The 19,405-nt window shown below is 37.9% G+C and carries 20 protein-coding genes; 5 read left to right on the top strand and 15 right to left on the bottom strand.

Features of this window, described 5'->3' with window-relative positions; genetic code table 11:
• Positions 1–248: 248 nt before the first annotated feature.
• From dnaI to AC3B6D_RS07000, 9 genes are all read right to left on the bottom strand, one after another.
• On the bottom strand, positions 249–1,160 hold the full coding sequence (gene dnaI / locus AC3B6D_RS07040) for a primosomal protein DnaI (protein WP_489769678.1): 912 nt from the start codon (positions 1,158–1,160) through the stop codon (positions 249–251).
• A gap of 9 nt (positions 1,161–1,169) precedes the next feature.
• The gene (locus tag AC3B6D_RS07035; protein ID WP_489775262.1) at positions 1,170–2,465 is read right to left on the bottom strand and encodes a DnaD domain protein; all 1,296 of its coding nucleotides are present in this window, start codon (positions 2,463–2,465) and stop codon (positions 1,170–1,172) included.
• Entirely contained in the window at positions 2,446–2,949 is a 504-nt protein-coding gene (gene nrdR, locus AC3B6D_RS07030; protein ID WP_489757763.1) for a transcriptional regulator NrdR, read from the bottom strand. Before nrdR ends, AC3B6D_RS07035 begins: the two co-directional genes overlap by 20 nt.
• A 3-nt stretch (positions 2,950–2,952) precedes the next feature.
• Complete coding sequence (gene coaE, locus AC3B6D_RS07025; protein ID WP_489775261.1) at positions 2,953–3,576, bottom strand: dephospho-CoA kinase; 624 nt, start codon at positions 3,574–3,576, stop codon at positions 2,953–2,955.
• Positions 3,549–4,376 (bottom strand): DNA-formamidopyrimidine glycosylase, encoded by an 828-nt coding sequence (gene mutM / locus AC3B6D_RS07020; protein ID WP_489775260.1) that lies wholly within the window; start codon positions 4,374–4,376, stop codon positions 3,549–3,551. The genes coaE and mutM overlap by 28 nt, the downstream gene beginning before the upstream one ends.
• A gap of 4 nt (positions 4,377–4,380) precedes the next feature.
• The gene (gene polA / locus AC3B6D_RS07015) at positions 4,381–7,041 is read right to left on the bottom strand and encodes a DNA polymerase I (RefSeq protein ID WP_489769675.1); all 2,661 of its coding nucleotides are present in this window, start codon (positions 7,039–7,041) and stop codon (positions 4,381–4,383) included.
• A gap of 184 nt (positions 7,042–7,225) precedes the next feature.
• On the bottom strand, positions 7,226–8,545 hold the full coding sequence (gene murC / locus AC3B6D_RS07010; RefSeq protein WP_489757759.1) for a UDP-N-acetylmuramate--L-alanine ligase: 1,320 nt from the start codon (positions 8,543–8,545) through the stop codon (positions 7,226–7,228).
• A 26-nt stretch (positions 8,546–8,571) separates the two neighbouring features.
• Positions 8,572–9,222, bottom strand: coding sequence for a YtpR family tRNA-binding protein (ytpR, locus tag AC3B6D_RS07005; RefSeq protein ID WP_489757758.1), 651 nt, complete (start codon positions 9,220–9,222; stop codon positions 8,572–8,574).
• An 18-nt stretch (positions 9,223–9,240) separates the two neighbouring features.
• Positions 9,241–9,564, bottom strand: a complete 324-nt coding sequence (locus tag AC3B6D_RS07000) for a thioredoxin family protein (RefSeq protein ID WP_489757757.1) — start codon at positions 9,562–9,564, stop codon at positions 9,241–9,243.
• 119 nt (positions 9,565–9,683) lie between these two features.
• Here AC3B6D_RS07000 and AC3B6D_RS06995 point away from each other — a divergent pair, with 119 nt between their 5' ends.
• Positions 9,684–9,998, top strand: coding sequence for a hypothetical protein (locus tag AC3B6D_RS06995; protein ID WP_489757756.1), 315 nt, complete (start codon positions 9,684–9,686; stop codon positions 9,996–9,998).
• 141 nt (positions 9,999–10,139) lie between these two features.
• Here AC3B6D_RS06995 and trmB read toward each other — a convergent pair whose 3' ends face one another.
• Genes trmB through AC3B6D_RS06980 form a run of 3 tightly spaced genes read right to left on the bottom strand, consistent with a single transcriptional unit; the run spans position 10,140 to position 12,747 of the window.
• Positions 10,140–10,790 (bottom strand): tRNA (guanosine(46)-N7)-methyltransferase TrmB, encoded by a 651-nt coding sequence (gene trmB, locus AC3B6D_RS06990; protein WP_489775259.1) that lies wholly within the window; start codon positions 10,788–10,790, stop codon positions 10,140–10,142.
• 13 nt (positions 10,791–10,803) lie between these two features.
• Complete coding sequence (locus AC3B6D_RS06985; RefSeq protein WP_489775258.1) at positions 10,804–12,012, bottom strand: ABC transporter permease; 1,209 nt, start codon at positions 12,010–12,012, stop codon at positions 10,804–10,806.
• 6 nt (positions 12,013–12,018) lie between these two features.
• Positions 12,019–12,747 carry an ABC transporter ATP-binding protein gene (locus AC3B6D_RS06980; protein ID WP_489757753.1) on the bottom strand — a complete coding sequence of 243 codons (729 nt, stop codon included), beginning with the start codon at positions 12,745–12,747 and terminating at the stop codon, positions 12,019–12,021.
• Positions 12,748–12,838: 91 nt separating this feature from the next.
• Between AC3B6D_RS06980 and AC3B6D_RS06975 the strand changes: the two genes are divergently transcribed.
• The 3 genes from AC3B6D_RS06975 (at position 12,839) to AC3B6D_RS06965 (ending at position 14,588) form a co-directional block, all read left to right on the top strand.
• Positions 12,839–13,285 carry an HIT family protein gene (locus tag AC3B6D_RS06975; RefSeq protein ID WP_489775257.1) on the top strand — a complete coding sequence of 149 codons (447 nt, stop codon included), beginning with the start codon at positions 12,839–12,841 and terminating at the stop codon, positions 13,283–13,285.
• Complete coding sequence (locus tag AC3B6D_RS06970) at positions 13,282–13,554, top strand: hypothetical protein (protein ID WP_489757751.1); 273 nt, start codon at positions 13,282–13,284, stop codon at positions 13,552–13,554. The genes AC3B6D_RS06975 and AC3B6D_RS06970 overlap by 4 nt, the downstream gene beginning before the upstream one ends.
• A 110-nt stretch (positions 13,555–13,664) precedes the next feature.
• On the top strand, positions 13,665–14,588 hold the full coding sequence (locus AC3B6D_RS06965; protein WP_489757750.1) for a peptidylprolyl isomerase: 924 nt from the start codon (positions 13,665–13,667) through the stop codon (positions 14,586–14,588).
• 140 nt (positions 14,589–14,728) lie between these two features.
• On the opposite strand, the gene AC3B6D_RS06960 is transcribed toward AC3B6D_RS06965, so the two are convergent.
• The 3 genes from AC3B6D_RS06960 to AC3B6D_RS06950 form a co-directional block, all read right to left on the bottom strand.
• The gene (locus AC3B6D_RS06960) at positions 14,729–15,685 is read right to left on the bottom strand and encodes a 3'-5' exoribonuclease YhaM family protein (protein WP_489775256.1); all 957 of its coding nucleotides are present in this window, start codon (positions 15,683–15,685) and stop codon (positions 14,729–14,731) included.
• A gap of 170 nt (positions 15,686–15,855) precedes the next feature.
• Positions 15,856–16,197, bottom strand: coding sequence for a YlbF family regulator (locus AC3B6D_RS06955; protein ID WP_489757748.1), 342 nt, complete (start codon positions 16,195–16,197; stop codon positions 15,856–15,858).
• A gap of 15 nt (positions 16,198–16,212) precedes the next feature.
• Entirely contained in the window at positions 16,213–18,321 is a 2,109-nt protein-coding gene (locus AC3B6D_RS06950) for a transglycosylase domain-containing protein (protein ID WP_489775255.1), read from the bottom strand.
• A 43-nt stretch (positions 18,322–18,364) separates the two neighbouring features.
• Here AC3B6D_RS06950 and AC3B6D_RS06945 point away from each other — a divergent pair, with 43 nt between their 5' ends.
• Positions 18,365–19,231 carry an RluA family pseudouridine synthase gene (locus AC3B6D_RS06945; protein ID WP_489775254.1) on the top strand — a complete coding sequence of 289 codons (867 nt, stop codon included), beginning with the start codon at positions 18,365–18,367 and terminating at the stop codon, positions 19,229–19,231.
• The last annotated feature ends 174 nt before the right edge of the window (positions 19,232–19,405 follow it).

The following is a 19,405-nucleotide window of genomic DNA, read 5'->3' as shown; positions in this document are numbered from 1 at the left end:
AATAAAAAAGTCCCTTAGACAAATTGTCTAAGGGACGTCATTGACGCGGTTCCACCCACATTAAAGTAACCAAACTTTATCTCACAGTCTTTAATGCGACCAACCACGTACTTATTAACATCAATGTAATGGTTCAGCTTTTAATGAGTTGCTTTCAGTCTCTGGCTAACTCTCCCTGCAGTCCAAGCTTTATGACTATGTCCATATTAAACCACGCGCTTTTCAATTTTGCAAGTTACAATCCATAATTATTTCTGAAAGCGCCGGTTGGGTCCTGATAAAACCACCTCTCGTGCTAAAAAGCGAATGCGCTCCATAATCCGTGCTGCTTTCACCGGTTCTTGATCACCACGTTGGTTGACTGCCAAGTGCTTTTGTAAATCATTCATGGCAAAATTAGAGGAGAAAAAGGTCGGTAATTTCTCTTGCATCCGGTATTGTAAGATGACTCCTAAAACTTCATCTCGCACCCACGAACTCAATGAGTCAGCGCCAATATCATCCAACATCAAAATCGGTACCGCTTTGATTTCGTCAATCCGCGTTAAGACAGAATTATCAGAAATGGCATTCTTCATTTGCACCGCGAAAGTTGGAAAATGCATTAATAAAACTGCCACCTGTTGATTAACCAACTCTTTGGCAATCGCTCCCAATAAATAAGTTTTACCAACACCAAAATCTCCTGATAAATACAAGCCTGGTGTAAATTCATTTTTGGAATAATTCAAGACAAACTTCAAAGCAGCCATCAACGCCGTTTGCCGCCCACTAGCGCCCGTGCCAAAGTCAGTTAAATCCGCTTGCCGGATATCACTTGCCATATCAATGGTCATAAAGTTTCGTTCAAAGCGTTGCTGCTTTTTTTGTGCTACCAATTGCGCATCAGGAGCATAGGTAACTTGAATCATTTGATTCTTAAAAATCAGCCGCGGCTGATAACCCGCAGCAAATTCTTGCATATGGCTTTTAGCTTGCACAAATTCATAAATAGCATCCAAGCCTTTTTGTAAAATTGGCTGGGTGATTTGGTCTTTGTGTGCCGTTAAAAAGTGTTGCACATCCTCATCGCTTAACGCTTTTCTTAATAAATCTTGATAATGATTTTGCCATTGGTGGCCTTTAATGATTTTGGCTAATGATTGCGATAACTTTTCCATTATCTAACCTCACTCAGAATGATCTTGTAACTGTCGCAATTGCCGTTGCATCTGCGCTAATTGTTCGGAATTAACCTGTTGACTTGGGGTTTTGGACCAATCAGTTCCGGACTCTTTTTTATTTGTAGTTGAACGTTTTTTCTTGGTTTGCTTTTGCGGAAAGTCCTGTAAATATTTAATGGCCTGCGGTGCGGTATTAATTCCGTGCTGCACCCAATCATTAGCAATTTTTTCCACAAAACCTTGCGTTAAAGTGGGCGAATTATCCAAAACATAGTTTACCAAAATGTTCACTACTTCCGCTGGTAAAACCATGCGTGCCTGTAACTTCCGCAAAATACTAGTTTCAGAACTACCCACAAAACCATTTTTTTGGTGCTTTTTATTAGCTAAAAACTCTGCCGGCGCTTGGTTCTGCGCGGCCTTGATTAATTTTTTTTGACTAGTGGATAAATTAGTCACCGGTGGCCTTTTAGCTGCGCTAGGCAAAGCTGCAGTCTTCAAGTTCACCCGTTGTTCATATTGCTTTTGGATCAAGGACTTTAAACGGCGCAAATCAATTTGATCAGTTTGCACGTTTAGCGTTTGCCCAATTGCCTGCGCTAATTCAACTTCGGATAAGCCATAGAAAGTATGCAAATTAAATAACTCTGACTGATTTTGATCAATTTGCTGGGGCGCAACGTGGTATGAACGCACAGTAATCTTTAAGAAATCCCAATCAAAAGTCGCTAATTCCGTCGGTCGATAATTGGGCTGATTAACAGTAGAAAGTTGAGCATCAGACTCAACTTTGGCATCTACTACTTTGTGAGACAGGTGAAATACTTCCAAAAAACTTTTCGTAATTTCTTTGGCTTGGTCTAAATTGCGGAGTTGAGGATGATACTTTTTAAATAATTGTTGAAAATCGGGTTGACCAATTTTTTCTTGTAAATAAGTGGTTAAAATACTATCTTGAAAAAAATTAGCTCCTGCTAGTGGCCTCTGCAATTGGTAGATTAAATAATCACCCCAACTATCTTTACTTTGAAAAGTCTGCAGTAAAGCGACGGCTTCTAATTTAATCCGCGCTTGATAAAAATGCTGGCTATCAAGATCCAATAAATTTAAAAGTTGAGAATGAGCTTTGCGCTGGGAAACTAAGGGGACTTGATGCTGCCACAATAACTGATACAAGCTCAAAGCATCACTCCCAATAATGGGTTGATATAAGTCAATTAAAACCTGATAATCCAATTGTGTGAGCGTACTACTACCAATTACCCAATAGCCCCACAGTGGATCAATCATCGCTTGCGTCATCGTCAGTTGTCTCGCTTTCTGCCTGGTTTTTTTGAGCTAACATCATTTCTTGTACTTCCTGCATCAGACCGTTAATATCCTTAAACTGACGATAAACGCTGGCAAAGCGGATATAAGCAATATCATCGACACCGGCTAATTCTTGCATCACAAATTCACCAATTTGGCGCGAGTTGATTTCACTTTCACCCGTTGCTTGGATCTTAGCTTCGACTTTACTAACTAATTGATTCATCGCCTCTAAAGTCACTGGTCTTTTTTCAGCGGCACGCACAATGCCCCGTAAAATTTTTTCACGACTAAATTCTTCACGATTACCATTCTTTTTGATGACCAAAACGGGAGTATGCTCAATCCGCTCAAAAGTTGTAAACCGATATCCACAATTTTCACATTCACGGCGCCGACGAATCACCCGGCCTTCGTCACTCGGGCGACTATCAATAACCCGAGAAGAATTTTTTTGACACTGAGGACAAATCATAATTTACTCCTTAATTACTTGTTGTAAAAACTGGTCAACTTGTTGCTGTAAGTGCTGCCAATCACCAGTATTATCAAGAACAAAATCGGCTAATTGACATTTTTGTTGAAGTGGTAATTGGCTTTTTATTCTACTACATGCTTGTTGAACTGTTAAATGACTTCTTTCTTGTAAACGTTGTAATTGAACTTGCTGGGTTACATAAACCACTAAAACTTGATCCACAATTTGCTCATAATGCTGTTCGAATAAAAGTGGAATTTCAAAAAAAACAGTTTGTGAAGTTGCTTGTGCTTGTTGAATTTGTCGCACCAATTCTTGACGAATTGCTGGTTGCACAATTTGATTTAAACAATCCAATTGTTTCGCATCGGCAAAGACGATTTGCCCCAAAGCAGAGCGATTCAACTGCCCATCGGCAGTTAAAACCTGAGTTCCAAACTGTTGGATCACTTTTTTAAAAGCTGGCGTTTTGGTATCCAAGATTTGGTGAGCAATGTGGTCAGCATCAATTACTAAAAAGCCCGCTTGATTAAGTAATTGACGGACACTTGTTTTACCGCTTGCGATACCGCCGGTAATTCCAATCGCACGCCCCATTAGTTCAACCGTTGACAATGCGGGCAATAATGTGTCCCTCGGCCCGCCACGCGAATTTTTTCAATTACCGTGCCACAACGTTGGCAGGGTTGGCCTTCTTGATCATAGACTTTTAATTGTAATTGAAATTGGCCCTTTTGACCGGTGGCATCAACATAACTGCGAATCGTGGTTCCGCCAGCGGCAATGGCGGTTTGAATTTCATCCGCAATGGCCGGATATAATGCCTGTAATTGTTCGTCAGTTAATTGATTGGCTGGTTGCTCGGGATGAATTTTAGCCATCCATAAAACTTCATCGACATAAATATTACCTAAGCCTGAAACTACTTGCTGATCCAGTAACACAGCTTTAATATTTTTCTTTTTACGCTGTAAACCGCTAACCAATGAATCATAGGTATACTGCGGCGTTAAGGGTTCCGGACCTAGTTTAGCAATTCCTTTAGTGGTTAACTCATCAGTTCGGGGCACAACTTCCATGCGCCCAAATTTGCGAACATCACGATAACCTAAATACTGGCCATTGGCTAGCTCAAAAATAATATGCACATGCTTATCAAAATCACTTTTTTGATCCCGAACTTGATATTTACCTTCCATTCGTAAATGACTAATCATTGTCAAATCATTATCAAAATGAAATAGTAAATACTTAGCACGGCGCCCCACATCGGTAATCGTCGCACCAATCAAATCTTTCTTAAATTCTGGTAAGGGATTGACGATAATCTTCGGATACAGCACCTCAATATTAACAATCTTTTGTCCTTTAACTAATTGATTTAAGCCTCGACGGACTGTTTCTACTTCTGGTAATTCTGGCATTATTTTATCCTTTCGCGTCAAACCATGTTTGACCAGCTGCTGATTCTACTTTCAAAGGTACATCCAACTTCACAGCGGTATCCATCACGTGTGGCACCAATTCTTGCAAAATGGGAATTTCCGTACTAGGAGCTTCAAAAATCAATTCATCATGCACTTGTAGTAACATTCGTGCCTGTAAATGTTGTTGTTGCAACTGCCGTTGCATATTAATCATGGCAATCTTAATAATATCAGCAGCGCTACCTTGAATCGGGGTATTCATGGCTGTCCGTTCCGCAAAAGATCGTAAGTGAAAATTCTTTGCATGAATATCTGGCAGATAGCGCCGGCGGTGCATAATTGTTTCGACATAACCATCTTCGCGGGCTTTTTGCACCATTTGATCCATGTATTGTTTCACTTTGGGATACTGTTCAAAATAGGCTTGAATAAATTCCGCCGCTTCACGGCGGGAAATGCCAATATTTTTGGCTAAGCCATAATCACTAATCCCGTAAACAATCCCAAAATTAGTTGCTTTGGCCTTCCGGCGCATATTCGCAGTCACATCATCAATACTATCCAAATTAAAAATTTTCATGGCCGTGTGCGCATGAATGTCATAATCAGCTTGAAAGGCTTGTTGCATATGCTCATCACCTGATAAATGAGCCAAAACCCGTAATTCAATTTGGGAATAGTCGCTGGAAAATAATTGCCAAGATGACTCTTTGGGTACAAATGCTTTACGAATAGCACGTCCTTCATCACGCGCAGGAATATTTTGTAAATTGGGATCAATTGACGAAAGCCGTCCCGTTTGCGTCAGTGTTTGTAAATAGCGAGTATGAACTCGGCCATCAGGGGCAATCGCACTTAATAAACCAAGCACATACGTTGATTGAATTTTGGCGACCTGGCGATATTCCAAAATATCCGCAATAATTGGTGCTTGATCTTTTAATTTTTCCAAAACATCTACAGAAGTGGAATAGCCCGTTTTAGTCTTTTTGATGGGCTTTAAGCCCATCTCTTCAAATAAAATTTTGCTTAATTGTTGCGAAGAATTAATGTTAAATTTTTGACCAGCTTTATCATAAATAGCTGCTTCTAAATTTGTTAACCGCTCATCTAATTGCACTTTCATCTGCTGTAAGGTGGTCGCGTCAACTTTAATTCCCGCAATTTCCATCTTCCCTAGCACTCGGGCTAGAGGTAATTCGATTTCATCAAACAATTGGTCTTGATCATGCTGTTGTAATTGCTGCGGCAATTGTGTTTGGAGATAATTCAAAGCCGCTACTTTATTGGCTAAATGATCGCATAATTTCTTAGCTTCTGGAACAGCGCGCTTGGCACCTTTGCCGTATACCTCAACATCGGGTAATAAATCATTATAACCATAAGATTGGGCAATTTCACCTAAATCATTAGCGTTGTCATTCACATCAATCAAATAAGACGCTAGTAACCCATCAAAACTAACACCAGCCAACTGAACTTGATAACGATTTAATGCTACTAAGTCTCTTTTATAATCAAAAACATATTTTTCCTGTTGCGGATCTTGGAGCCAGTCTTTCAATAGAGAATTTTGTAAAACTGTTATTTGATCAGTTACTAAAATTGTATCTTGATTGCCCAATGCAATGCCGATGACTGGTGCTTCATGATAATTATCATCTAACATTTCAATAATAATGCTAGCTGGTTGGTGATCCTGCATAAAACTAGCTAATGTTGCAGACGTCAATTCTTGATAAGCAGCTTGTTTTTTAGCTTCTTGGGCAATGGGATTTAGTGGAACATCCATTTTGTTCAAAAATGATTGAAAATTCAATTTACGATAAAATTCAATTAACATTTCCGTTTGATCACCGTCATAACTTAATTGATCAACAGAGATCGTCACTGGTGCTTGACAATCAATCGTTGCTAACTTTTTAGATAAAAAGGCCATTTCACGATCTTCTTGTAAATGTTCCTTGAGCTTACTGGTCTTCATAGTATCTAAGTTAGCGTATAAGTTTTCCATCGAACCATATTGCTTTAATAATTTCAGTCCAGTTTTTTCACCAACTTTATTAACCCCAGGATAATGGTCTGAAGTATCGCCCATCAAACCTTTTAAATCAATTAATTGTGTAGGAGTAATTCCTAATTTTTCTTGAAAATGCTCAGGTGTATAAAATTCTAAATCAGAAACACCCTTAATAGTTACCGCAACTGTAATTTGCTCCGTCACTAGTTGTGTCAAATCATGATCGCCGGTCACGACTAGCACCTCATAGCCCAAAGCTTGCGCTTGTTTGGCCACAGTACCAATAATATCATCAGCTTCATAATTAGCTAACTCATAAGTTTTAATGCCCCGGGCCACTAACAACTGCTTAATAAAAGGCAATTGTTCGCGAAACTCCGGTGGCGTACTGGGACGATTTCCCTTATATTCCGAATACATTTTGGTGCGAAAAGTCGTTTTTCCTGCATCAAACGCAACCAACATTTCATCCGGCTGACTTTTAGTAAGAATCAAATCTAACATATTATTAAACGCGTAAATGGCATTAGTATGCAATCCATCTGGTGTGACAAATTTATCTAGGACATTATGCATCGCAAAAAAAGCTCGAAAAGCAATGCTATTACCGTCCACTAAAACTAATTTTGTTGGTTTCATCATCGTACCTCATCTTCTAATACTTTAATTTTAACAAACTATTCGTTAAATAGATTTGAAAATACAAAAGAACTTGAAGATTTCTTTTTCAAAATAATAAAAAAAGATTGAAGCGAAAGCTAATCAACAGTTTTAATCCATTAACTTGAACTGTCTCAATGCTCGTTTCAATCTTCATTTTCAAATTTTAGCGTTGCGCTAATTGTTGCTCATAACTAACTTCATACTTTTGAATGTCACCTGCACCCATAAAGATGACCACAGCATCATGGTAGTCTAATAAAGGTTGCATCTGATCTTGGGTAATTACTTGCCCACCATGCTGTAATTGTGCTCCTAAATCTGCACTAGAAATTTGGCCTTGATTTTCCCGAATCGAACCAAAAATTTCCGTTAAAAAGACTTGATCTGCTAAATCCAAACTTTGCACAAATCCAGGTAATAATGCCAGCAAGCGACTATAGGTATGTGGTTGAAATACAACCAAAATTTGTTTATCTGGATACTGCTGGCGCGCTGCATCAATCGTGGCTTTGATTTCGGAAGGGTGATGAGCATAATCATCAATTACCACCATATCTGCCACTTTCTTTTCACTATAGCGCCGCTTGACACCGTGAAAACTTTGTAACTCTCGTTGAATCTCTGCCGGCGCAATCTTTTCTAAATAGCTGACACCAATTACCGCCAACGCATTTAAAATATTATGTTGACCAAATAATGGAATTTGAAATTGCCCCAAATTTTGCCCATGATACAGCACTTCAAAGCTGGAACCATGCGTCGTTTTTTGGATCTTAATTGCCTGAAAATCATCGCGATCATTCAAACCATAATAAAATAACTGTGTACCTTTAGGTGCTTGAATTTTCTGTAATAAAGGATCGTCACCCCAAGCAAAAATCGCCTTTTTGACTTGATTGGCTTCTTGTTGAAATGCTGAAAAGACATCATCAATGTCGGCAAAATAATCTGGGTGATCAAAATCAATATTCGTCATAATCAAATAATCCGGTGCATAATCCAAAAAGTGGCGCCGATATTCGTCAGCTTCAAAGACGAAAAATTGGCTTTGCCGGTCACCTTTCCCCGTACCATCACCAATTAAATAACTAGTAGGAGCTATTCCTTGTAAAACATGAGCTAATAGGCCCGTTGTACTAGTTTTACCATGAGCACCAGCTACCCCAATCGACGTATATTCATTCACCAACTTGCCCACCATTTGTGGATAAGTAAAGATTGGTAAATCTAATTTTTGGGCTTGCGCGACTTCCGGATTGTCATCACCAAAGGCATTTCCTAAAATAATCGTCAAACCGGGATGAATATTAGTTGCTGCAAAATCGGTAATCTGAATGCCCGCTTGTTGCAAACCAGTTTGCGTAAAAGTTTGTTTACTAATATCAGAACCTTCAACTTCATATCCTAAATCATGCAAGATTAACGCCAAGGCACTCATACCGGTTCCTTTAATACCGATAAAATGATAAATTGGTTGTTCCATTTGTTTACCTCTGCTGTAAAATTTACTTATTTCACAAAAATTTGGTTCAATTGGTCAAAGTCTAACGCTGAACCCGTAGGTACTTGGTCGTCTAAAACTAAAATGCCACGTTTTTGTGGGGCATTAGCTAAGGCTAGTTCACGAGGTGAACAAACCATTCCATTACTTTTGACACCTCGAAGAACACCTGGATAAATAATCTGGCCCGCGGGCATCATGGCTCCCACTTTGGCTACTGCAACTTTTTGATTAACGGCAATATTGGGCGCACCACAAACAATCTGCTCAACTTGACCTTGATCTAATTCAATTTGGCAAACATGCAAATGATCAGAATCAGGATGAGGGGTCATTTCTTTGACCAAACCTGCCACAAAATACTCAGTCGTATCTACTTCCAATTGCTCAGCAAAACCTGCGGCTTGTAACTGTTGATTTAACACTTGAATTTGTGGTGCAGTCAAATGAAACTGGCCCGCTGCTTGTGTACTTAAATTCAACTTGGCCAACACATCAAAGAAGTTATAGCCAATTACTTCATTTTGATCATTTAAAATTTGTACAATGTTACCCTTTTGTACTGTACTTTGCTCCGCAGTGTTGGCTCCTAAAATTATCAAAACTACGTCACCAAAAACTGCTGGATTGTAAACACTAATCTGCAATCGTTTCACCATATCTTTCCCAATTAAATTTTATTTATTTAAAGAATCCATAAAACTCTCTACTTGCGCCTTAGTTTTGCGCTCCTTGTTAACTAAACGTCCAATTTCTTGGCCATTAGAAAAAGCAACAAAGCTAGGAATACCCATAATTCCTAAGTCTTTGGCTAAGTCTAAGAATTGATCTCGATCAACTTGGATAAATTCATATTCTGGATAATCTTGTTCAATTGCTGGCATCTCGGGTTCAATAAATTTGCAATCGGGGCACCAATCGGCTTCAAAAAATAAAATAAATTTACCATCTTTCGTTAATTGTTCAATATTTGTTGTTGCTTGATCTTCTAGCTTTTTCATTGTCTTCAATTCCTTTCTGACCTATAAACTATATTACAAACTAAAAAAAAGTTGTCAATTACCAACGTTATTTATAATATAATGATAAAATAGATATATAAACTGAGGAGGTTAGATCTATGAGTTTAAAGGGATTAGTTAAATCAACCCTCGTTGCTTCAACAACAGCAGCTGTTGTCGGAGCTGGTGCTTTATACTTAATACATCAAATTGATAGTAAACAAGTAATTGAGCGAATTAAAAATAATTTAGGTTCTGATACCAACATTATTACTACTTGGGTTGAACCAATGTTCCAAAAAGTTAATGTTGAAGGCTCTGATACCTGGGCTTTAGTTGGTGGCGTTACTGCTGTGCAAGATGATGAAGAAGCACAATATCATTTTATTGCATCAGCTTTAACAGGACAACTATTAGACATTCAACGCGTTTAACTATTAAAAAAACACCACTGGAAAATTTCCGGATTGGTGTTTTTTTATTACATAATCTGAATTTTATAACTACCAGTACACAAAAACTACCAACTCTTCCTATCAACTTGCAATTAATTGACTTTGACTAAAAACTGACCGTTAATTAGGAAAATGTGCAACTAAATAATAAATGGGCTGGCCTTTTTGCGAAAATTTAGCTTCATATTCTGTCATAATATTATGTTCAGCCCACGGACTCTGATGGAGATTTAAGCTAATTTTATCAAATTGCATTCCATAATGATTAAAACTGCCTAAGGAGTATTCAAATAAACCTTGATTATCCGTTTTAAATTCTATAACACCGTGTGCCGGTAAAACCGATTGGTACAATTTCAAAAAATTGGGTGCCGTTAACCGACGTTTTTCATGGCGTGTCTTGGGCCACGGATCCGAAAAGTTTAAATATAATTTACTAATTTCTCCAGTAGCGAATAATTCTGGCAACTGCCGCCCATTAGCTACTAAAATTTGTAAATTAGGCAATTGTGCCTGCAACTGTTTCTTCAGAATCATCGCTGCAGCAACTGGTTGTAATTCCATTGCAATAAAATTTCGCTCTGGATTTTGTTGTGCCTTTGCAATAATAAATTGGCCTTTGCCTGAACCTAATTCTAATTCAATCGGCTGGTTCTTTGTAAACCGCTGTTGCCACTGTCCTTGAATACTTTGGGGCTCAGGTTCATTTAAAATCCATTCAGGATGTTCGGCAATCAAGCCTTGCACCCAAGGTTTGTTTCGTAAACGCATAACTACATAATTCCTATCTTTCCAAATTTTTTAATTGGTGTGGTAAATAAACTTTAAGCAAAAATATTACCATAATTAATCCGACTAAACCAGCAATGAGCGTTACTTGTTGCAGATGATAGACAATAACTAAAACTACTAATCCTAACAACCATTGGCTCATTAAAATTACACTGAGTAATGTTTGAAAATTATGCTGCTTTTGGTGTGTGCTCAACGGATAAATTTGAAATAAAACATTCGTATCATAACTTTTATATAGTGGCACCAATTGAAATTCGACTAAATATAAAAACAATGAACTCATGATGCTAATCAGCCAGACATTCTTCAAACAGGCAATTAATACCAAATCAACAATGGTTAAACGTAAAAATAAGCCACTATAGTCAGTATTACGTACAAAGCCGCGACTAAAAAGATAGAGACCACTCTGCGCCTGTTGCAATTTAATAGGACGATAAAGGCCATCTAACCAACGATAACGTCGTGATTTGCCCTTCATTCCTGGCACGTCGGTAAACAAATTATAAAATCTTTTCAGCTGGTAACTACGTTGCTGTTCTTGCTGCACTAAATAAGTCCACTGCAATGGCCATTGATTTAAGAGTTGATGTAATTGATAAAAACTGAGCGCCGTTACGATTAAAGCTAAAAGAACACCGACTAACGGCAGCCAATACAAGGCCACAATCAAAACCACCACAAAACTAATGCAACTTTCCCACCACAGTTTAGCAGGTTGTTCCACATAATTACTAGCTAAGCGATTGTTAATCACGCCAATTTCCAAAATTAAAGTGGCCAATGCAATCAATACCACAGTGGTTGGCTTAAAACCCGCGCCCTTAGCCCAAAAAGGCGTCAAGAAAAAATTGACCAAAATTAAAGTCAAGCACGGTAACCACCAACTATAATTACGGGCCTTGACCAAATATTCGCGCAAAGCCACTTCTTTAGGTAATAAAAAAGTTGTATCCGCGGATTGCATTAACGTCGCCACTTTAAAAAATAATCCGCAAACCGTTAAGATAATAATACCTAAGGGTTTGACCCACCACGAATTTAACGTCAAATGAGTCAAAGCTTGTGAATACCAATAGCCAAAAGCGCCAATCATAAAGATAATGGCAATAATAAAATATTCATTAAAGACCAATTTTAAAAACTTGGCTTGTTCTTTTAAATGCTGTGTCAGGCGTTGTTGCCATAGAGATTTCATGCTAACTTAGCCCTCCTCAGCCAAACGTAAATACAAGTCACTTAAATTATCATCCTGCGCCCCAAATTGGGCTTTAATTTCAGCCAAGGTGCCTTGAGCTTTGACTTGACCATGATTTAACAAAAGGAAACGATCGGCACTTTGTTCAGCATTCGCCAAAATATGTGTGGACATTAAAATTCCCGCACCCGCTTGTTTTTTGGCTTGTACCAACTTCAATAAATCGTTCACAGCTAACGGATCTAAGCCTGTAAAGGGCTCATCAATAATAAATAGCTTCGCTTGAGTCATGAAAGCACAAACAATCATCACTTTTTGCTTCATTCCCTTAGAAAAATTGATCGGAAACCAATCTAACTTATCAGCTAAACGAAAAGTTTTAAGTAACTGGTTTGCATCTTGCCAAGCGGCTTCATGATTTAGATCATAAGCCATCATCGTTAACTCCAAATGTTCTTTCAGAGTTAACTCAGGATATAAGACTGGTAATTCTGGGACATACGCAATTTGGCTGCGGTAAGCGGTAATGTCTTGGTCTAATTGAGTGTCATTTAAACTAATCGTCCCTTTTTGTGGCTTTAACAAACCAATGACATGTTTAATTGTTGTTGATTTGCCGGCACCATTTAAACCGATTAACCCTACCGTCTCTCCAGATCGCACTGTAAAACTTTCATCTTTGATCACCGGGATACGTCCATAGCCCCCAGTTAAATGCTCTACTACTAAAGCCATAAAATTTTACCTACCCTCTGTTATTGCTTTGTATTTATGATAGCATGAAATTAACCCGATATAATTTTTTATTCTTAAGGAGGAATAAATCATGACCAACCTAGATCCAAATTGTGTTTTTTGCAAAATTATTGCTGGGGAGATTCCCAGTCACACCGTTTATGAAGATGATGTCGTTAAAGCTTTCTTAGACTTATCACAAGTCACCCCAGGCCATGTTTTAGTTGTTCCCAAGCAACATATTAAAGATATTTTTGATTATGATAGCCAACAGGCCAGTTTGGTCTTTAGCCGAATTCCCAAAATTGCCCGCGCGATTAAACAACTTGATCCGAAAATTCAGGGCATGAATATTTGTATTAACAACGGCAAGATTGCTTATCAATCAGTCTTTCACTCCCACATTCATCTAATTCCGCGTTATAATGAAGAAGACGGCTTTTCTATGGAATGGGCAGACAATACTGATCAGTATGATGCTGCTAAGTTAGATCAGATCGCCACAACTATTCAAACGAATTTTGGAGATGAAGCATGAAAAGTTTTAACCTCGGTTTATTAACAGGCATTGGTTTATTCGCTGGAGCCAACAGAATTATGCAACAACAACGTCCGCGCATCGCTGCTTGGAAAAATTTAAATTTGGAACTCAAAAAATTGAAGCAACAATTAACTGACGAATCATTACCGATCCTCAAAGATTTACAAACCACTTTAATGCAGGGCAAAGAACCCATTGTTGCTGATTTGCAACAATTACAACAACAATTGAAACAGTTACAGCAAGATTTTCCGACTAAATTGTGATTTTTTAATGAATTTATAATTTAACTTGTAGGAAAAAGATAATAAATGTGTTATCTTTGTATTTGTTATCTTAATTCAAGATAAAATAAGATTGGATGTGTAAGTAGATTATGTCAAAAAAGTTTAGTAAATGGATCTTGACTTTAGTTGCCTTATTCTCCGTTACCTTAGTTGCTGGTTGTTCCGGCAATAAGGCTGTGGTAACTATGAAGGGTGGTAAAATCACTCAAGAGCAGCTTTACCAAAAAATGAAAAAATCTCAAGCTGGACAACAGCAATTGCAACAAATGGTGATTGCTCAGGCTTTGAAGTCACAATATGGTAAACAAGTTAGCGATAAAGAAGTTAACAAAGAATTTAACCAATATAAGAATAAATATGGTTCTCAATTCAATACATTGTTACAACAAAATGGCATGGATGCGAGTGATTTCAAAGATACCATTCGAACCCAACTGTTAACCAAAGTGGCCATTCGCAAGGAAACCAACATTTCTAATGCGCAATTAAAGAAACAATGGGCAAAATATACACCAAAAGTTACAGTACAACATATCTTGGTTAAAGATGATGCAACAGCCAAAGAAGTAATCTCTAAATTAGATGCTGGTCAAAGCTTTGATAAATTAGCTAAGAAGTATTCCACAGATACTGGTACTAAGAATAAAGGTGGTAAATTACCAGCCTTCAATAACAATGACACTTCTTTAGATGCTAACTTTAAGAAAGCTGCTTTAAAATTAAAGCAAGGTCAATATACTAAAGAACCTGTCAAATCATCTTACGGTTACCATGTCATTAAGATGGTTAAGCGTCCAGCTAAAGGTACTATGAAGCAACATGAACAAACTTTGAAGAATCAAATTTATGCTTCTCGGATGAATGATTCAGCAACTATGCAAAAAGTGATCACGAAAGTCTTGAAGCGTTCTGATATTTCTATCAAAGATAACGACTTAAAGAACGTCTTGTCTGGATTCTTATCTAACAATAACAAGAAAGATAATGCTAAATCCACTAGTGGTTCTAAATAAGAGTTCTAAATATTAATTACAAAAAAGCGTATTTCAGTGAACAAACTGCGATGCGTTTTTTTGTACGATAAAATCATTTAATTATAGCTTACCAGCTTCTTCAAAAATACTGGGTGCAATGTTTCAATTCAATGCCCTTTTTAATCCTTAGTGGTATGCTCAAGCGGACGATAGAAGCGCCGATTATCCAAGCCAAAAATCCGTTCACTAAATTCTCCGGGTTGAATTTTACGTTCAGCCTTGGTAATCATCGTAATCGTCGCATCCAATTCGTCCAGCGCATGTAAAATTTCCGCCTCTAATATTTGGGGGCGCTTAGCTGAGCCGTATTCTAGCAAGCCATGATGCGCAATGACCATATGTCTTAATAAGACAATATCCTCTGCTTCGGTATCCAATTTTAATTGCTGACAAGCCGCCACAATTTCCGCATCCATAATCACTAAATGTCCTAACAAATTACCTTCAAGCGTGTATTGGGTATTAACAGCACCACTTAATTCTCGGGTTTTACCCAAATCATGTAAAATGGTTCCCGCAATTAACAATGAACGATTAACTTGCGGATATTGCTGACAAACATTGTTAGCCAATCGCGCGATACTAACAGTATGAAAAGCCAAACCACCTGCATAATCATGATGATTGCTTTTAGCTGCAGGATATTCAAAAAAACTATCTTGGTGCTGATTAATTAAGTACCGGACAATGCGATTCCAATGGGGTTGGGTAATTTCTAAAATTAATTCATTAATTTGATCTTGTAACTCTTGTTTGGTTAATGGTGCATGCTGCATAAATTGCGCAACGGAATAGCTATCAGGTGGTGTCAACTTCAAACTTTCGATTTTGATTTGTAACATATTACGATAAGTTTCACACTGCCCCTTTAACTGGACAATTTGTCCCGCTACAAAATTCTGGGCATCTTCTGCACTAGCTTGCCAATATTTACCTGAAATTTTACCAGAAGTATCCGCAAATACTAAATCTAAAAATTGTTTACCATTCTTGGCAGTACGCACGTGCATTTGTTCAATTAAAACCGGAGCATCTATTGTATCGCCAGTGCGTAAAGCAGCTAATTTATCAGTCACTATGTTTCATCCTCTTTCTAATCTAAAATAGAGCAAAGAACACCCAAGCTTCTTATTTAAGCTTAGTTTAATAAACGTCACCATTAAATGCAATCGTCTAATCAGGTGACTAAACTATAAACTCAAGATAACAAAAAAAACGATACCCACCAAGGTATCGTTTTTTGGGATTAACTATTATAAATATCAGCAATCGGTTTAGAAATGATTTTATTTAATTCTTCCATCATCGCATTAATTTTACGTTCTTGGTCCATCAATTTTTGTACAGAATCAAATTTAGCTAATTGACCAGACAGAGTTTGCAGTTGTTTAATTTCATCATCCGTAATTTCTTGGTTATTAACTTGCTTTTGCTGTAATTTATCCTGCATTGTTTGCATTTGTTGAAACATTTGGTAAGCCATCGGATCAGCTTTCATTTGATTAAAAGCAGCCTGTAATCCTAAAACTTCTTCTGATTGACGCAAATCTTTTTCTAATTGATTAGCAGTATCATACACATTAACCATACTAAATTCTCCTTATTATTCTTGGCCCCAGCGACCTTTTATCTGATTATACCATTGACTGACACTTTGTTTGGCATTATTAAAATTATTTATCGTATCTTGGACTTTGTGCTTCAAATTATCACCAAATCCTTGGGTCCAATTACCAGTTGCGTGATGTTTTTGCTGCTGCACCATTTGAGCAGCATCTTTGACTTCAAAACTAGTATTTTTAGTAGTCGGCAAAATATTCGTCATTTCATTCTTAAACAAGGGCCCAATTCCTTGCTCACTACCCTCTTGTAAAAAGTGTTGACGATCAGTTCGGTCAAATCCGACCCAAGTAGCCACAACAATATCCGGTGTATAACCCACCATCCATTGATCCTTCGTACCATTACCATAATCTTGTGGTACTTCTGTGGAACCAGTTTTGCCCGCTAATTGATAACCTGCTGGTTTAGCGACGGCGCCGGTTCCTTGATCATAGACATTCAGCAGCAAACTAGTCATTGTTTGCGCAGTCTTTTTACTCATAATCGGTTTAGACGCGGTTTGCTCATCTTGGCCAACCACGGCTCCCGTAGCATCCACAATTTTCGTAATAAAATGCGTACTAGCTAACTTACCATTATTCGCAAAGGCTGTATAAGCCCGCGCTATCTGATAAGGTGTCACTCCGGTCTGTAGTCCGCCTAAGGCTAAGGCTAAGTTTTGATCGCTTTTGGCCACTTTAATCCCAAAATTTTCCACTGAAGCGACGCCTTTTTTCACACCAATTTTATCCAACAAAGCTACTGCTGGCACGTTTTCACTGTTACTGAGTGCTTGATATAATGGTAATTCAGTCGTATAAGAACCATCAGCGTTAGTCGGCGTATAGTGATTTTTACCGAAACTCGTCACTTGATTAGGCAATGGTGAATCAATCTTATAACCACTTTCAATGGCGGGGGTATAAACCGCTAATGGTTTAATCGTTGAACCCGGCTGCCGTTTCATTTGTGTAGCACGATTAAGTTCACGAAAGACATGCGGACCACGCCTACCAACGACTGCACTAACACCACCTGTTTGCGGGTTCAATGCAATAGAGGCACCTTGTGATAAAGTATTATCACTAGCGCTTTGCGGGAAGAGATAATCATTATCAAAACTAGCTTGCATCTTTTGTTGCACGGTTTGATCTAAGCTAGTATAAATCGTATAACCCTTATTTAAAATCTGATTTTCACTTAAGTGATAACGACTTTCTGCTTCAGAAATAACCGCATCAAAATAAGAAGGATAGCGATAACCGCTTTGTTTATGATAACCATCATCTAAACTTAGTGCCGTTTGTTGATTAATCTGGGCTTGTTGTTTCGACAAAGCCTTGTTAGTTACCATTAAATTCAGAATTAAATTGCGACGGGCTTTAGAATTATCTGGATGGCGATACGGATCATAAAAACTGGGATTACGTAACATAGCCGCTAAAGTGGCTGCTTGTGCTGGCGATAATTCACCGGCCGATTCAGCAAAATATTTTTTGGAAGCATCTTCGACTCCCCACACCCCATTACCAAAATAAGCATTGTTTAAATACATGGAAAGAATGTCTTGTTTACTATAAACACGATTTATTTCAACGGCTAAGAAAAATTCTTCTGCTTTCCGAGTCAAAGTTTGTTTTTGCGTTAATAAAGCATTTTTCGCTAATTGTTGTGTCAAAGTACTACCACCACCCACGATTTGATGGTGGAGTAATAAGCCAATCGCCGAACGGGCATAACCTTTCAGACTAAAACCATGATTGGTCCAAAAAGTGCGGTCTTCAGTAGCAATTACCGCATTTTGCATATTTTTTGAAATATGCTGCAAACCAACATACGTTCCTTTTTGCGAATACAACGAACCAGCTTTATGATTGTCGACGTCCATAATAGTAGTTGTCGTTTGTAAAGAAGCTTTTAAATGACTCACGTTAGCAGTTTTAGCCTTAAAAGTTAAAATTGCACTAAAAACCAAAAAAATGGTCATCGTAATTAACAACAACCACCGTAACAAGTGGAATCGTTTCGTTATATAATGGAGTCCGTGACCAATTTGTGCCAATAAATACTTGATTCCGGCAGACCAGTCAAATTTTTCACTGTGTTTCATCGTATCCCTCAAACCTAATTTTTTCAAAAAATGGAGTAACTCATTGATATTAGAACGTCATTTAATTCTACAACATGCACCGCAAGTTTTCACTATTCGTCAATTGTTAAACAATTGGTATTTACCACGTAAGTGGCAGCACGAACTACGAACACAGCGTTCAATTTTTGTGAATCATCATTATCGTTATTTCAATCAATTAGTTCATAATGGCGAACAGATTGATTTGGCCTTTAATACCAACCTCACGCCGCAACATTATTCAGCCCAATTGACAACCAATTGTCCAATTATTTTTCAAAATTCAGATTTAGTTATTGTTGATAAACCTGCCGGTATTAAAACACATCCCAATCAACCCTTAGAAACTCATACTTTATTTAACCATTTAGCTGCTATTTTGCCAAGCCCACCACTTATGTTACACCGGCTAGATATGTTGACTAGTGGGTTAATCATGGTTGGGCAGGATCCTTTAATCGTCCCTATTATTGAGCGTCAACTAGCCTTGAAACAACTCCAACGCACTTATGTGGCCGTGATTCCTTATCGTTCCACTTTACCCTCAACTCAAACTATTACTGCTCCCATTGGCCGTGATCCTTTAGATCCTCGCAAACGACGCATTGATCCCAAAGGCCAATTTGCTAGCACACATTACCAAATCTTACAACATAATAAAGACTGGGCTTTAGTGCAACTACAATTAACAACGGGGCGAACCCATCAAATTCGCGTTCACTTACAAGCTGTAGGAGTGGGAATTCTAGGTGATCCCTTGTACAGTCCACTGAAAGCTTCCAGAATGTATTTACATGCTTACCAATTACAATACCAAAAACCCTTTGATTGGCAAACACAGACAGTTACTACCAAAATTCCGCCAGATTTTTTAGACTTAACTAGTTAATTAGATAAAATGCGGTTAGGACCAAAGTCATAGAGCAATCAACTACCAACTGCAATAAATTTTAAAAAAGAATTTTATTTTGTAGTTTAGCATTTTTAACAACAAAAATTTGAATTTTGAAGTATTTAAAAAAACTAGTCTTAATTGTAGACTAGTTTTTTTATCCCAATCACC

This window comes from Bombilactobacillus sp. ESL1097 (genome assembly GCF_058107205.1).
This window is presented reverse-complemented; position numbering and strand designations above follow the sequence as displayed.